This is a genomic window from Corynebacterium sp. ACRPH, from assembly GCF_022347285.1.
Lineage (GTDB): Bacteria > Actinomycetota > Actinomycetes > Mycobacteriales > Mycobacteriaceae > Corynebacterium.
Map to the genome: position 1 here is coordinate 143,779 of NZ_JAKRND010000004.1, position 14,607 is coordinate 158,385.

The window sequence follows — 14,607 nt, forward strand, 5'->3', positions numbered from 1 at the left end:
GCGACCATCCTACGTCACCGGTCAGGCGGTCTTCTCGGGAGCCATCCTCTGCGAAATCACCCTGGTCACGCCATCGCCGCGCATTGTCACGCCGTACAGCACATTGGCTACGTCCATGGTGGGCTTCTGGTGGGTGATAACGATCAGCTGGGAATCCTTCCGCAGCTCCTCAAACAGGGCAATCAGGCGCCGCAGGTTCACATCATCCAGCGCGGCCTCGACCTCGTCCATCACGTAGAACGGGCTCGGGCGGGCCTTGAATATCGCCACCAGCATCGCCAGGGCGGTCAGGGACTTCTCGCCACCGGACAGCAGCGACAGGCGCTTGACCTTCTTGCCCGGCGGGCGAGCCTCGACTTCGATGCCGGTGGTCAGCATGTCGTCCGGGTCAGTGAGCACCAGCCGGCCCGCGCCACCCGGGAACAGGGTGCTGAAGACCTGCGGGAAGGCGACCTCGACGTCCTGCCACGCCTCGGTGAACAGTTGCAGGATCGTGGCATCCACGTCCGCGATGACCTCGTGCAGGTCGTTGCGCGCCCGCTCGACGTCGTCCAGCTGCTGGGCCAGGAAGTTGTATCGCTCCTCCAGCGCTTTGAACTCCTCCAGCGCTAGCGGGTTCACCTTGCCCAGGGAGTTCAGCGCCTTCTCGGCCTTCTTCAGCTCGGCCTTGGTAGCGGCCGCGTCGAAGTCCTCCGGCAGCTCCTCGGCCAGCAGCTGCTCGGCGGTGAGTCCCAGCTGCTCCATCGCGCCGGCCACCGCCTGCTCGATCTTGACCTGTGCCTGGGTGCGCGCCAGCTCGGCGGAGTGCGCATTGTCGTTCATGCGCCCCAGGTGCGCGGTCAGCGCGGAGACCTTGTCGCGCTGCTGCGCCATCGTGGACTGCCACTGCTTGTGCGCCTGCTCGGTGTGCGAGCGGTTGGCCTCGGCGGTGGCCAGCGCGTCGGCGATGCGTTCGGCGATGCGCTGGGCCTGTTCGCGCACGCACGTGGCCATCTCGCGGGCGGCGGCGCGACGGGCCTGTTGCTGCTGGTGGTGTTTACGCGCGGCTTCTTCCGCCCGGGCTTGCCGGCGCAGGTTCTCCGCCTTGCCACGGGTAGATTGCGCGCGTTCCTCGGCGGTGCGCTGGGCCAGGCGGGCTTCCATCTCCATGGCCTTGATCTGCGAAAGGTGCAGCGCGGCAGCATCTCGTTCAGCCGAGGACGGCTCGGTCGTGTGCTCTTCATCGTCCACGCGCGACACGCGGTCGGCCAGCTCGTCGAGTTCCTCAGTGGCCTTCGCCAGGCGCTGTTCGGCGGATTGTTGCTCGGCGGTGCTGCGCTCCAGCTGGCGTTGCGCTGCCTCGCCCTGCTTCTGTAGCGCGCTCAGGCGCTTAGCTGCCGCATCGCGTAGCGCCCGGTGCTCCTGCTCCGCCGCGCGCGCCGCAGCCGCCGCGGTGCGCAGGTCGCTGGCCGCGTCGAGTGCACCGGAGAGTGCGGCCTGCAGGTCGTCGAGTTCCTTCTTTTTCTTTGTGACGCCCTCTGTCTCCGCCGCGATCCTATCCGCCAACTCGACAGGGGTGGTCCCGCCGGAGCCGCTGGCGACCCACCCGGCGCCGTAGACGGAGCCTTCCTTCGTCACCGCACGCAGGCGCGGATCCGCGGCTACAACCTTCCGGGCTTCCGCTGCACTGTCCACGGCCACTACGTCCACCAGCAGGGCAGTCAGGGGGCGCAGCAGGTCGGCGGGCACGTCCATCAGGTCCAGCAGCCACTTGCCTGTGGAGACGTCCGTATCCAGGCGGAACGTCGCGCTCGCCTCCCCCTCCGGAGCTCCCGGGTCTAGCAGCACTGCGCGGCCTTCGCGGGCATCGGTGAGGGCGGAGATGAGGGCGTCAGAAAGAGGGGCAACAATTCCCGAGCTCGCCGCATCGCCCAAAACGGCGGCCGCGGCGGCACCCCATCCGTCGTGAATGTGCAGCTGCTCGGCCAGGCGGCGGGTGGCGATGCCCTCCTTGTCGGCGGCGCGGACAACCACCGCAGCACCGTCGGTGGGGGTCAGCCGGTCCTGCCAGGCGGCAATGGTGGCCTCGGCGGTGGCGATGTCTCGCTCCAGCTGTAGCTGCTCGGCGCGCAACTGCTCGGCGCGCTCCTCCGCGCCGGCGGCCTCGCGGTCGGCCTGGGCGCGAGTTTCCTCCAGGTCGCCGCCGGAGGCCTCAGTCTTGCGCAGGGCTTCCTCCGCCTCGGTGATGTCTTCCATCAGGCCGTCGAGGGTTTCCTGCTGTTCGGCGGCATTTTCTTGCAGGCGCTCGACCTCCGCGGCGGCGTTGTCGCGTTGGGTGGCGGCGGCTTCGTGCTGGGCCAGCAGGCGAACAACGCCCTCGCGACGGTCGGCGATGGCGCGAACCTGGGCGAAGTGCTCCTGTTCGGCGGCGCGGGCGGTTTCCTCGGCCTCGGCGACTTGCTCGGCGATCGTCTCCAGCTTCTCGGCGGCGATCTCCACGTTCTCTTCCAGCTCGGCCTGTTCCTCGGCGGCGCGCTCGGCGCGTTCCAGCAGCTCCTGTGGGTCGGGGCCGGACCATTCGGCGACCTGCGCCTGCTCAGCGCGGTCGCTGGCGATGCGCAGGGTGGCGGAGTTCTTCTCCTGCACCGCGGATAGCCGGTACCAGAGGTTCTTCGCCGCCTCGGCTTCCTCCAGGGCGGTGCGCAGTTCTTCCTCTGTGACGGCCAGGGTCTCGCTGTGTTCTTCCAGCTCGGTCTGCAGTTCGGCGCGCTGTTCGGCCAGCATTTCGCTGCGCCGCGTGGAGTCGTTCAGCTCCTCGGATAACTGCTTGACCTTGTGCGCGGCCAGCTGCACGCGCGTGCTGCGGATGGTGGCCTGCACGGCGGAGGCCTTCTGCGCGGCCTCTGCCTGGCGGGCCAGCGGTCCGAGCTGTTTGCGCAGTTCGTCGGTCAGGTCGTGCAGGCGGTCGAGGTTGGCCTGCATGTTGACGAGCTTGCGTTGCGCCTTTTCTTTTCGACGCCGATGCTTCAGCACACCAGCGGCCTCCTCGATGAAGGCGCGGCGCTCCTCGGGGCGGGATTCCAGGATCTGCGATAGTCGGCCTTGTCCGACGATCACGTGCATTTCGCGGCCGATGCCGGAGTCGCTCAGCAGCTCCTGGATGTCCATCAGGCGGGCCTTGGCTCCGTTGATCTCGTATTCCGAGGCGCCGTCGCGGAACATGCGGCGGGTGATGGAAACCTCGGAGTATTCGATGGGCAGCTTGCCATCAGAGTTGTCGATGGTCAGCGTGACTTCCGCGCGCCCCAGTGGTTTGCGGTCCCCCGTTCCGGCGAAGATGACGTCTTCCATCTTCCCGCCGCGCAGAGTCTTAGCGCCCTGCTCCCCCATGACCCAGGCCAAGGCATCCACGACGTTGGATTTTCCGGAACCGTTCGGCCCCACCACGGCGCAGATGCCTGGCTCTAATTTCAGGGTCGTCGCGGACGCGAAGGACTTGAATCCTTTGAGCGTCAACGACTTTAAGTGCATTGCCTGATGCTATCAAACAGCTAGGCGGTTGCCCCGGTGGGAGCCTCGCGGCGCTGGCACTCCGGGTCCGTACCGTCCCAGCACTCGACGTTCTTCAGCTCCGGCAGGCTGTCGCGGTGGAAGATCGGATCCTTACCCGCGGCCTTCTGCTGGGAGAAGTCCCGCAGCAGCTTGATGGCCACGCCACCCAGCGGGACGATGGCGCAGAGGTTGATCAGAACCATCGTGGCCGCGAAGGTATCGGCCAGGGACCAGACCAGCGGGACGGTGCCGATGGCGCCGCCGAATACACAGAGGACGACGAGCACGCGGAAGACGTTCAGCTTGGCCTTGGACTTGGTGAAGTACTCCACGTTCGCCTGGGCCAGGTAGTAGTTGCCCAGCACGGAGGAGAACGCCAGGAAGAACAGGATGATCGTGATGAAGTGGGTTCCCCACTCGCCCACCTGTGCAGACAAGGCACTCTGGGTCAGGTTGGCAGTCTGCACGCCCTCGCCATAGGCCGGGTTGGACAGCAGGATGATGAAGGCCGTGATGGTACAAACCACCAGGGTGTCAAAATATACGCCCAGGGTCTGCACCAGGCCCTGCTTGACCGGGTGGGATACCGCAGCGGTGGCGGCGGCGTTCGGGGCGGAGCCCTGGCCAGCCTCGTTGGAGAACAGGCCACGACGCATGCCGTTCATGAACGCCGCCCCCAGGGTGGCACCGGCGATCTCCTTGATACCCAGAGCGTGCTCCACGATGGTGCCGAACATCGCCGGGACCTCGCTGATGTTGATGGCCAGCACGAAAACGCCCAACAGAATGTAAGCACTGGCCATGACGGGCACGATCACCTGAGTAGCGTTAGCGATACGCTTCACGCCACCGAAGATCACCAGCGCGGTCAGCGCAGCCACCAGCAGGCCCGTAGCGATCTTCAGCCAGGTCGCATCGGGTGCGATGTTGGGGTTCAGGGAGTGCAGAGACGAACCTGCGGCCTCCGCGATCGAGTTTGTCTGCACGGCGTTGTACACAAAGCCATAGGTGATAGTGATGGCGATGCCGAAGATCAGCGCCAGCGGCTTCGCGCCCAGCCCCTTGGTCATATAGTAGGCCGGGCCGCCGACGTAGCCATCCTTGTCGCGGGACTTCCACAGCTGCGCCAGCGTGGCCTCCACGAAGGCAGTCGCGCCGCCGACGAGGGCGACAATCCACATCCAAAACACCGCGCCCGGGCCACCCAGGGTGATGGCGATAGCCACGCCCACCACGTTGCCTGTGCCCACGCGGGACGCTGCCGAAATGCTGAATGCCTGGAATGCGGAGATGTTCTCTCCACTCTTGCCGACCGCCGGTTCCTTCACCGAGCGGAACATGTCCGGCACCATGCGGATCTGCACTACCAGGGTGCGAATGCCAAAGTATGCGCCGGCTGCGAGCAGGAAGACGGGGATGACCTTCCAAATATTTTCGTTCAGCGTATTCGCCACGAAATTTTCAATTGTTTCCATGTGCAGAAATTTACCGGAAACTAGTGCCAGAAAATAAATGCGACATGTTTGCTTTCCCCACCTATCGATGCAGCTCAGGAAGCTTTAAGTTTTCGCCGTCACTTCTGGCACGTCGCGCAGTAGTGCGTCGATCGCCCACCGACGACCACCCGCTTGATCGGCGCCCCGCACTTCTTACACGGCTCGCCACCGCGCCCGTACACATTCAGCGAGCGCGAGAAGTACCCCGACGCACCGTTAACGTTCACATACAGCGAGTCGAAGCTGGTGCCGCCCTGCTCCAGAGCGCGCTCCATCACTTCCGCCGCCGACTGCAACACTCGGTGCAAAGTAGGCCTGCTCAACAGCGCCGCGCTGCGCCGCGGACGCACTCCAGCCAGAAAAAGCGCCTCGTCGGCGTAGATGTTGCCAATACCGGAGACAACCTCCTGGTTCAGCAGTACCGTCTTTACCGCCGCGCGCTTGGACTTTATCCGCTCCACCACCGCCTGCGCATCGAAGGCGGCCTCTAGCGGATCGGCAGCAATGTGGCTGACGTTCTGGGGTAAAAAATTTTTTGGTGACGCCACCCCGTCCCCCACTGCCCAAGGATCCGGCACGGACTTTTCCAGCCGCCACTCGCCGAAGGTTCGCTGGTCCACGAAGCACAGTTCGCGCCCATCGGATAGGCCCGCCCGGATGCGCACATGCGGGGATTGCACCTGGCCGGGTTCGGCCACGAGCATCTGACCGCTCATGCCCAGGTGCACTTGCAGTAGGAAGTCCTCGCCGAAATCCAACCACAAAAATTTTCCGCGGCGTTTCACGGCGGAGACGGTGGCGTCACGAAGAAAAGAAACAAGAACTTCCGGGTCCCCGGAGCGGACGGCGCGCGGGTGACAAACCTCGACGTCGGAAAAGCGGCGGCCGACCAGGTGTTCTTCGAGGCCACGGCGGACGACCTCAACCTCGGGGAGCTCAGGCACGTTCGTTGAGCTTCTGCACGGCCTGCTTGGCGGCGGCGTGTTCGGCGACCTTCTTGGTGTGGCCTTCGCCGTGGGTCACCAGGTCCTCGATGGTGACGGTGGCGTAGAAGGTCTTGTCGTGCTCCGGGCCTTCGCCGCGCACCTCATAGGTGGGCAGGGGCAGCTTCATGTCGGAGAGCTTCTCCAGCAGCACGGTCTTCCAGTCCATCGTCAGGCCGGTGGTGGGAGCCTCGGTGATCTTGTCTGCGAACAGGCGTAGCACCGTGGCGCGGGCAACCTCGAAGCCGTGGTGCAGGTAGATCGCGCCGAGCATGGACTCCACGGAGTCCGCCAGGATGGAGTGCTTATCCTTGCCACCGGTCAGCATCTCGCCGCGGCCGAGCAGGATGTACTCCCCCATCCCGAGACGACGCGCGACATCCGCCAGGGCGTACATATTCACCACTCCGGAGCGCATCTTGGAGATGTCAGATTCCGCGCGCTCCGGGAACTGGCGGTACAGCTGCTCCGCGACGGCCAGGCCCAGCACTGCGTCGCCCAGGAACTCCAGGCGCTCGTTGTTCGGCAAGTGGCCGTTCTCGTTGGCGAAGGAGCGATGGGTCAGCGCCAGTCGCAGCAGGTCATCGGGCAGCTCCACGCCCCACGCCTCCAGCAGCGGTGCGTGGTCAGACTTGCCATAGGCGGCGTTGAGGGCGGCCTCGCCGGTCAGTCGGCGTTTACGAGCCATTGTGTTTCGGGATGCCTTTCTTTTTTAGAGGTTCTTAAACTTCTCCAGGCCGGCCCAGCGCGGGTCCGGGCGATCCTCTTCCTCGATTTCCTCGCTGATGCCGTCCGGCGCCGGGGTGTCCTCGCGGCATTCGGCGCCGAAATCCGCACACACGGGGCTGAACGGCGCGTTCAGGCCGGCCTCGTCGATGACCAGCTGGGTGATGTCGATGGCGTTGTCCTGCACCAGCAGCGGCTCTTCCTCGTCCTCAGCATCGTCGCCCTCGGCGCTGTCATCGGTGATGAAGTCCGGGGTCAGGCCAAAGACGTCGCTGATGGAGTACTCCAGGGTGGTGGAAAGCTCCTGCAGGCAGCGGGAGCAGGTTCCCTTGGCCTCGCCGCTGACCTGCAGGTTCGCCATGATTGCCTCGCCCAAGTTCGCCAGGGTTCCATGAACTTCGACGGGTGCTCCCTCTGCCACGCCCAGCATGTTGCCGCCCCACGGTACGGGGGACGCCCCCTGGGCGTCGACCGGCTCGCTGAGTCCAGTAGGGATGTCGCCGACTGCAAGAACGAAGGGGTTACTCATACCCTTCTTTCTACCCGTCTATCGCTGCTGACGGTAACCGTGGGGGTCGGAATCGTTCTGGTATCCGGCAGTGCCGTTCTGGTATCCGGAGGCACCGGCACCCTTGCGCAGGGCGGAGCGGTCGCGGTTCACGGTACGCAGCGTGGTGGTGAGGGTGTCCTCGAACTCGGCCAGGGTGGAATCGACGTAGCGGTCGCACTCGGTGCGCAGGCGGTCGGAGTCCGCGTGGGCGGATTCAATAATGCGGTTGGCCTCAGCCTCGGCGTTGCGGACAACCTCGGAATCGGAAACCAGGCGGCGCTGCTCGGCCAGGCCTTCGTCGACGGAGCGCTGGTAGCTGGCGTTACCTTCGCTGACCAGGCGGTCGGCTTCGTCGGCGGCGCGGCTGGTGACCTGCTCGTACTCACGGCGGGCGTCGCTGACCAGGCGGTCGGCCTGATCCTCGGCCTGGGCGACGGTGTTAGTTGCACGATCCTGTGCATCCTGGAGGATCTGGTTGGCGCGTTCCTGCGCGTCCTGCACGATCGCGTCCGCCTCGGAGTTGGCGCTGGAGATGGTTGCGTCGGCCTGGTCCTGAGCGTCGGCGACGATGTCATCGCGGTGGTCGAGGACGTCCTGCGCGTCGTCCATCTCGATCGGGATCGCATTGCGCATCTCGTCGAGGATGTCTAGCACCTCGCGCCGCGGAACCATGCAGTTGGAGGTCATGGGCACGCCATAGGCCTGCTCCACCATTTGCTGAAGGTCATCCATACCCTGGAATGTCTTGTACATGGCCTCCACTGTGCCATCACTTGACCTCAACTACAGGTTTAGACACGCCTTGACGGGCGCTAGCCGCGGAACTTCTCCTCCACCGCCGCGACAACCGGCTCCGGCAGCAGCCCGGAGACGTCGCCGCCGTACTTCGCGACCTCCTTGCACAGGGTGGAAGACACGTAGCCGTACTCCGGGGAGGTCAGCAGGAAGTACGTCTCCGCGCCCGACAGGCGCTGGTTCATCTGCGCCATCGGCAGCTCGTACTCGTAGTCCAGGGAGCTGCGCAGCCCCTTGACCATCGCCTGAATATTGTTCTCGTTCAGGTAGTCCACCAGCAGCTTGTCCCACGTGTCGACCGTGATGTTCTTCGGCCCATTGGGGATGGCGGCGATGGACTTCTCGATCAGCTCGATGCGCTCTTCGGCGGTGAACAGGCCGTTCTTGTTCGGGTTATAGGTCACCAGAACCACGACCTCCTCCCAGTTGGCAGCGGCGCGGGTGAAGATATCCAAGTGACCCAGCGTGATGGGGTCGAAAGATCCGGGGCAAACTACTCGCATGGCACCTAACCTAACCCTCGCCTCGCCAAATCGCCATGTCGAAGCGGGCGATTCCGTAGGTGCGCTTCTTTAGCTTCTGCCCGGTGGGCTCAAAGCCCTCCGGCCACGCGGTTTCAGGTGAAGCACTATTGCGTTCGACCACCACGACGGCGTCACTTGTAAGAACAGGAATCAGCGCCTCCACCATTTCGGCGACAGCCTCGTCAGCGAGCTCATAAGGCGGGTCGGCTAGCACCATCGTGTAGTGGTTGCGCAGGGCTCCGGCCAGGAAGGATGACGCCTTCGCCTCCACCACCTGTACTTTCGCCTCGGGCACGACGCGCGCGTTGTCCTTGATCGTCTTCACCGCCGCGTCGCTGTTGTCCACCAGGGTGACCTCCTTGGCTCCGCGGCTCGCGGCCTCCAGCCCCAAGGCACCCGAGCCGGCGAAGAGGTCCAGCACGACCTCGTCGACGAAGCCGAAGCGGACTTGCAGAGAGGAGAACAGCCCCTCGCGGGCGCGGTCTGAGGTGGGGCGGGTGCCTTCGCTGGGCACCTTGATGCTGCGGCCGCGGGCGGTTCCGGAGATGATGCGTGTCATTGTGCTTAGCAGTCCTGCCTAGTCGTTACTCGTGGTTGTTACTAGTGCCGGCCTTATTGGGCCTCGACCCGCAGAATCACGTCCCCGCCGTGCACATCCACGTAGTCCTGCGAGTTCGTCCTGCGCACCACCCCGGGCCCCGGCGCGAGCACGGGCGCTTCCAGCTTTAACGATTCCACCGTGCACAGCGCGTCGCCGGTGTTTACGGCATCTCCGTCGGCGACGAGGAAGTGCACAACTCCCGCGAATGGGGCACAGATTTCCATGCCCCAGAGTCTAGCAATTGGGTCGGCGAGTTCTTCTCCCCTAGCTGTGATGTCCAGGGACGTTGTTCTGGCCCCCGCCCGTAATGACACCGTGCCGATTCAAGAAGTATCTGTCCAGACCGCTTGCCATTGAAGGTGAGGTTACCCTCGTTTAGTGGACACCCTATTTGTGCGGATCTTGTGTCCGTAGGAGAGGATGTTCATTGTGAGTCAACAGCGCAAGAAGTACACGCCGGAGTACCGGCGTGAAGCCGCGAACCTGGTAATCGAGTCAGAGCGCCCGATCGCTCATGTGGCTAAGGAGATTGGCGTCTCCGCCGGGCTTTTAGGCCGGTGGGTCAAACTCGAGCGTGAACGCCGAGGGGCCTCGGATGGGATGAGTGAGGCGGATCTTCGTGCTGAGAATGCTCGTCTGCGCCGTGAGTTGGCGGAAGCCAAGATGGATAATGAGTTTTTGTCAAAAGCGACAGCCTTCTTCGCCGCGAAGCAACGCGAGCAGAAAAGTTCGAATTGATGCAGCAGGAGAAGGCAAACTACAGCATCAAACGCATGGCACGGCTATTAAAAGTGTCTCGGTCTGGATACTACAAATGGGCTGATACGCAGCAGAAGCGACTATCTGGCGAAAATGATCGTGCTGCATTTTACGATGGCGTTGACCGAAAGATTCATCAGATTTGGAAAGACTCCGATGAGGTTTATGGTGCTCCGCGGATCACCGCAGAACTTACCGAGCGCTACCAGATCACCCTGAATCGCAAGACTGTGGCTAAGCGGATGCGCATGATGGGCATTGAAGGGATTTCACCGCGTGCCTTTGTCCCGGTGACAACGATTCAATCCAAGCGTAAGTCAGCTCTTCCTGACCTGGTCAAGCGCATGTTTGATACTGGTGAGCTCAACCGAGTGTGGATGTCGGATATTACCTACCTACGCACCAGCGAGGGATGGTTGTACTTGTGTGCGGTCCGCGACGGCCATTCCCGCAGGGTGCTGGGCTGGGCGATGGATAGCGTTCAAGATACATGCCTGGTCGAACGGGCCCTGCGGATGGCATATACACTGCGCGGTGACGTTCCTGATGGGCTGGTGTTCCACGCTGACCGCGGAACGCAATTTACCAGCGAGAAGCTCTGGGAAGTCTGCCATAACCTGGGCATTGCTCAGTCTGTGGGGCGTACTGGTGTGTGCTTTGATAACGCGATGGCTGAGTCGTTCTGGTCGACGCTTAAAACCGAGTTCTACGACCGTAAGCGTTGGCCTACCCGCGATGCTGCGCGCAAGGCCGTTGCCTACTGGATGGAAGTCGTTTACAACCGTCGGCGCCGGCACTCTGCACTAGGAATGGTCAGCCCCGTCGACTTCGAAAACCACATTGGTCTAACCACCAGTAGAAAAGAAATAGCTGCCTAAACACTAGGTAGCCCCACTACGTGTCCACGATTTGCGGGCAACCCCAAAGGCATGTTAGAGTTTGGGGCATGTCGAGTCCCGAATCAGACAGGTCAGGGGTTGTCGGTCACACCGCCAGCCCCTTGAACCACTAGTTACGACGCCCACGATCTGTGTGGGCGTATGTCTGGCGTACCCGGGGCGCTGGCCGTGGTGACAAGAAGAACCATTTCTTGATCTCACACCTCGGAGTACTCGATGCCTTTTGCCCTTTACATGCTTGCCCTGGCGGTCTTCGTCATGGGCACTTCAGAATTCATGCTCGCGGGATTGCTCCCCGCGATCGCGACCGAACTTGACGTCTCGGTCGGCACTGCGGGCCTGCTGACCTCCGCATTCGCAGTCGGTATGGTCGTCGGCGCGCCAGTGATGGCGGCATTCGCTCGCCGTTGGCCACCGCGGCTCACATTGATCGTTTGCCTTCTCGTGTTCGCGGGAAGCCACGTCATCGGAGCGATGACACCAGTGTTCTCTCTCCTGCTCATCACCCGGGTGCTCAGCGCTCTCGCAAACACAGGATTCCTCGCCGTAGCACTGAGCACGGCCACTACCCTCGTGCCAGCGAACCAGAAGGGGCGTGCACTGTCGATCCTGCTCTCCGGCACGACGATCGCAACCGTCGTGGGCGTCCCCGCCGGGGCACTGCTCGGCACAGCGCTGGGCTGGCGAACGACGTTCTGGGCGATCGCCATCCTCTGTATTCCCGCGGCCGTTGGAGTCATTCGTGGCGTCACGAACAATGTTGGTCGGAGCGAGACTAGCGCGACCTCACCAAGGCTCCGTGTCGAGCTCAGCCAGTTGGCGACGCCGCGGCTCATCCTGGCCATGGCACTCGGAGCGCTGATCAACGGAGGGACCTTTGCGGCATTCACCTTCCTGGCACCCATCGTGACCGAGACCGCGGGCTTGGCCGAAGCGTGGGTGTCCGTCGCGCTGGTGATGTTCGGCATCGGATCGTTCCTTGGCGTCACGATCGCAGGACGACTATCAGATCAACGACCTGGCCTCGTGCTCGCAGTCGGCGGACCGCTATTGCTGACAGGCTGGATCGTGTTGGCAGTGGTCGCATCTCATCCCGTTGCGCTTATCGTCCTCGTCCTCGTTCAGGGATTCCTGTCGTTCGGCGTCGGCAGTACTCTGATCACGCGTGTGCTGTATGCAGCATCGGGTGCGCCAACGATGGGCGGTTCGTACGCAACCGCAGCATTGAATATCGGAGCTGCAGCGGGGCCCGTGCTTGGTGCGCTCGGGCTCGCGACCGGGCTGGGGCTGCTCGCGCCGGTTTGGGTCGCTTCGGTGCTGACAGCGATCGCTCTCGTCATCATGCTTCTCACCAGACGCGCGCTTACGAAGACCGCGGCGGAGGCCAATTGATGACCCATCCGAACGCTCTTCTCACTCCTCGTGCCCGTCTCCGGTTAGCTCGGCTGATTGTCGAAGACGGCTATCCGGCCACGATCGCCGCAAAGATGGGGTCGTTTGCGGGAGAGGGCGAAATCCTACGCTAAGGCTTTGGCCAACGATATTCTCCGGTAAGATTGATGTGTTCCCAGGGGATAGGAGAAGTCGCTTGATATCTAGTATGACGTCTGTCGCACCTGCTTGATCGCGGCCGCGATAGCTAGATCGCGTTGCTCCTCTTCTCCATCCGCGTTCCAAGCTGCGGAAAGGCACCCATAAGCGTACGCCTGGTCGAGCAGGCGACGCGGATCGACGTCCAGCGCACGAGAGAATGCGTCCGCCATCTGTGCAATGCGTCTAGGATCGAGACAAAGGTCGTCTCTGTCAGCCGGATCGTAGAACATATTGGCGGCGCCAAAGCCCACTTCACCGACCAGACCGACGGGATCTATCACCAGCCAGCCGCGACTGGAGAACATGATGTTTTCATGATGCAGATCGCCATGTAGCCCACGCAGTTCCGAGGCATTGCTCATCATTTGATCGGCTATAATCGCCGCGTGGACGTAGTCAGTTTGACAACCTGCGTTTTGATCATCGCGCGCCCGCTGAAACAAAGCTGCAAAGCGATCCCGGATCGGGAGAAGGGCAGAAGGCAGGGGTTCCTCAGATGCGGCATACAGCTTCGCCATTAGTTCCGCTGCAATTTCGGTCGCCTGGTAGTCGCCGTGCTCGGCAACGATGTGAGAGAGCATTCGCTCCCCGGCATATTCGAGCAACATCAGATTGTTCTCACGACCGAGCAACCGGACTGCTCCCCTCCCATTGCGCCATACCAGATAGTCGGCCCCGCGCAGTTCATCAGCAATGTCTTCTATAGGTTTCAATCCCTTGACGATTGCAGGAGTCCCGTCTGGCAATGAAACTTTCCAAACGAGGCTGGAAAAGGTGTCCGCAATGAGAACAGGTTGCGAAACGTGCCAATGAGCAGGAAAAACAGGCGGCATGAACATCAACCCCAAGTCAGAGGGTCCAATCGCAGATAGAAGGCAAGGCGTTCGCGGTCGGGGGCTTCGATCCCCAATACATTGAATAGGACAGCGAAGGCGCGCTCTGCTTCATCTGGCGCTGCCCAGTTCTCTTCGGCGTTAGCAATCATGAGTGCCAAATCGGCATAGCGATCTGCTGTTCCGAGCCGCCCAAGGTCGATCAGACCCGTGCATTGAAGAGTTTTAGGGTCCACCATGAAGTTCGGCATGCAGGGATCACCATGGCAAACAACCATATCGGTGCGCTCTTGGTCGAGCCGCACCGGTAGCTCTCGTTCGACACGAGCCAAAAGATCGAGCTGCGGCGTACTCTTGTCCTCGTCCGGTAAGAAGTCGGGATTGACGGCATTGCGGGACACCACATCAACGGCGCGTCCGAACATTCGCGACAGCCTGCGCTCAAACGGACATTGATCAACCGATAGGCTGTGAACAGCGCCAAGTTGCTGCCCCATTGACGGCCACGCTTTGAGCAAATCCGCTCCAGACAGATCAGCCGCCGGTACTCCCGGAATTGCCGTTATCACCAAGCATGCACCCTCCTGTTCCTCCTGCCAGTTGATCACCTCGGGGCAAGCCACACCTCGACCTTTGAGCCAAATGAGGCGGTCACGCTCTCCAGCGAGCTCACCGCGGCGGGAAGCAGGTGCGATTTTCGCGAAGGCATGCCCGTCACCACGTCGAAAAACAAAATCACCAGATTCTCCGCCTCTGACAGGCAACCAGTCAGAATGCGATTCACCAAAAAAAATATTAGTTCGATTCAATGGAGGTTCCTTCAGTTTTCTGATGAAGCGCGGAGGTGGCTCAACCTGCGAAAAGAAACGAGTTGCTACGTAAGTCCGAGAACATGCTTTCCATGGTCTCTGAGCTCGCCTTTGGGACCGACATATCGGTAGAGAGTGACGCGCTCGATGCCGAGTTCCTTGCAGAGATCGGAAACTGAAGTATCGCGCTGGGCCATGGCGGCTTGCGCGAGACGCACCTGAGCTTTGGTGAGCGCGAATTTTCGTCCGCCCTTGCGACCGCGCGCTCTCGCGGAGGCGAGACCCGCCATGGTGCGCTCTCGGATCAGATCCCGCTCGAACTCGGCCAAGGTGGCGAAGATTCCGAACACCATGCGACCGGACGCAGTCGTGGTGTCGATCTGAGCGGGCACTGTTGCAAAGTTAGCGATGAGGCAGCCTTTTGTCTTATTCAAAGGCCTTACATTTCAAAAACTCTGCTTACCAGGCGCATTTCGCCCAGGGGATCACCATAATAAAATGCTGAGGC

The 14,607-nt window shown here is 62.3% G+C and carries 15 protein-coding genes and 1 pseudogene; 4 read left to right on the forward strand and 12 right to left on the reverse strand.

The genetic code is table 11. The annotated features are described in order from the left end of the window. Positions 1 to 21: 21 nt before the first annotated feature. From smc to MHX66_RS03485, 9 genes are all read right to left on the reverse strand, one after another. Positions 22 to 3,510, reverse strand: coding sequence for a chromosome segregation protein SMC (gene smc, locus MHX66_RS03445; RefSeq protein WP_239199899.1), 3,489 nt, complete (start codon positions 3,508 to 3,510; stop codon positions 22 to 24). A 20-nt stretch (positions 3,511 to 3,530) separates the two neighbouring features. Beyond that, the gene (locus MHX66_RS03450) at positions 3,531 to 5,006 is read right to left on the reverse strand and encodes a sodium:alanine symporter family protein (RefSeq protein WP_239199902.1); all 1,476 of its coding nucleotides are present in this window, start codon (positions 5,004 to 5,006) and stop codon (positions 3,531 to 3,533) included. A gap of 98 nt (positions 5,007 to 5,104) precedes the next feature. Beyond that, the gene (gene mutM / locus MHX66_RS03455) at positions 5,105 to 5,971 is read right to left on the reverse strand and encodes a bifunctional DNA-formamidopyrimidine glycosylase/DNA-(apurinic or apyrimidinic site) lyase (RefSeq protein ID WP_239199905.1); all 867 of its coding nucleotides are present in this window, start codon (positions 5,969 to 5,971) and stop codon (positions 5,105 to 5,107) included. Beyond that, complete coding sequence (rnc, locus tag MHX66_RS03460; RefSeq protein WP_034986375.1) at positions 5,964 to 6,698, reverse strand: ribonuclease III; 735 nt, start codon at positions 6,696 to 6,698, stop codon at positions 5,964 to 5,966. Before rnc ends, mutM begins: the two co-directional genes overlap by 8 nt. 24 nt (positions 6,699 to 6,722) lie before the next feature. Next, complete coding sequence (locus tag MHX66_RS03465) at positions 6,723 to 7,265, reverse strand: DUF177 domain-containing protein (protein ID WP_239199908.1); 543 nt, start codon at positions 7,263 to 7,265, stop codon at positions 6,723 to 6,725. Between the two features lie 18 nt (positions 7,266 to 7,283). Beyond that, complete coding sequence (locus MHX66_RS03470; protein ID WP_239199911.1) at positions 7,284 to 8,039, reverse strand: DivIVA domain-containing protein; 756 nt, start codon at positions 8,037 to 8,039, stop codon at positions 7,284 to 7,286. Between the two features lie 59 nt (positions 8,040 to 8,098). Then, complete coding sequence (gene coaD, locus MHX66_RS03475; RefSeq protein WP_034986378.1) at positions 8,099 to 8,584, reverse strand: pantetheine-phosphate adenylyltransferase; 486 nt, start codon at positions 8,582 to 8,584, stop codon at positions 8,099 to 8,101. 10 nt (positions 8,585 to 8,594) lie between these two features. After that, on the reverse strand, positions 8,595 to 9,164 hold the full coding sequence (locus MHX66_RS03480; RefSeq protein ID WP_239199914.1) for an RsmD family RNA methyltransferase: 570 nt from the start codon (positions 9,162 to 9,164) through the stop codon (positions 8,595 to 8,597). Between the two features lie 53 nt (positions 9,165 to 9,217). Beyond that, positions 9,218 to 9,430, reverse strand: a complete 213-nt coding sequence (locus MHX66_RS03485; RefSeq protein ID WP_239199917.1) for an acetyl-CoA carboxylase biotin carboxyl carrier protein subunit — start codon at positions 9,428 to 9,430, stop codon at positions 9,218 to 9,220. 196 nt (positions 9,431 to 9,626) lie between these two features. Between MHX66_RS03485 and MHX66_RS03490 the strand changes: the two genes are divergently transcribed. The 4 genes and pseudogenes from MHX66_RS03490 to MHX66_RS03500 form a co-directional block, all read left to right on the forward strand. Then, a protein-coding gene (locus MHX66_RS03490; protein WP_143111770.1) for an IS3 family transposase occupies positions 9,627 to 10,843 on the forward strand; the annotation gives its coding sequence in 2 pieces (ribosomal slippage) (positions 9,627 to 9,888 and positions 9,888 to 10,843; 1,218 coding nt in all). Positions 10,844 to 11,005: 162 nt separating this feature from the next. Continuing rightward, positions 11,006 to 11,059 carry a chloramphenicol resistance leader peptide gene (locus MHX66_RS10600; protein ID WP_011113070.1) on the forward strand — a complete coding sequence of 18 codons (54 nt, stop codon included), beginning with the start codon at positions 11,006 to 11,008 and terminating at the stop codon, positions 11,057 to 11,059. 21 nt (positions 11,060 to 11,080) lie between these two features. Next, positions 11,081 to 12,256, forward strand: a complete 1,176-nt coding sequence (gene cmx / locus MHX66_RS03495; protein WP_011113071.1) for a chloramphenicol efflux MFS transporter Cmx — start codon at positions 11,081 to 11,083, stop codon at positions 12,254 to 12,256. Further along, a pseudogene (locus MHX66_RS03500) lies at positions 12,256 to 12,354 on the forward strand (IS481 family transposase); the annotation flags it as partial. The gene cmx and the pseudogene MHX66_RS03500, both read left to right, overlap by 1 nt. A gap of 105 nt (positions 12,355 to 12,459) precedes the next feature. On the opposite strand, the gene MHX66_RS03505 reads toward MHX66_RS03500, so the two are convergent. The 3 genes from MHX66_RS03505 to MHX66_RS03515 form a co-directional block, all read right to left on the reverse strand. After that, a complete protein-coding gene (locus MHX66_RS03505) occupies positions 12,460 to 13,296 on the reverse strand; it encodes an aminoglycoside O-phosphotransferase APH(6)-Id (RefSeq protein WP_000480968.1) in 837 nt (278 codons plus the stop codon). Further along, a complete protein-coding gene (gene aph(3'')-Ib, locus MHX66_RS03510; RefSeq protein ID WP_001082319.1) occupies positions 13,296 to 14,099 on the reverse strand; it encodes an aminoglycoside O-phosphotransferase APH(3'')-Ib in 804 nt (267 codons plus the stop codon). The genes MHX66_RS03505 and aph(3'')-Ib overlap by 1 nt, the downstream gene beginning before the upstream one ends. Before the next feature lie 65 nt (positions 14,100 to 14,164). After that, positions 14,165 to 14,533 carry a recombinase family protein gene (locus MHX66_RS03515; RefSeq protein ID WP_012360778.1) on the reverse strand — a complete coding sequence of 123 codons (369 nt, stop codon included), beginning with the start codon at positions 14,531 to 14,533 and terminating at the stop codon, positions 14,165 to 14,167. Between the last annotated feature and the right edge of the window lie 74 nt (positions 14,534 to 14,607).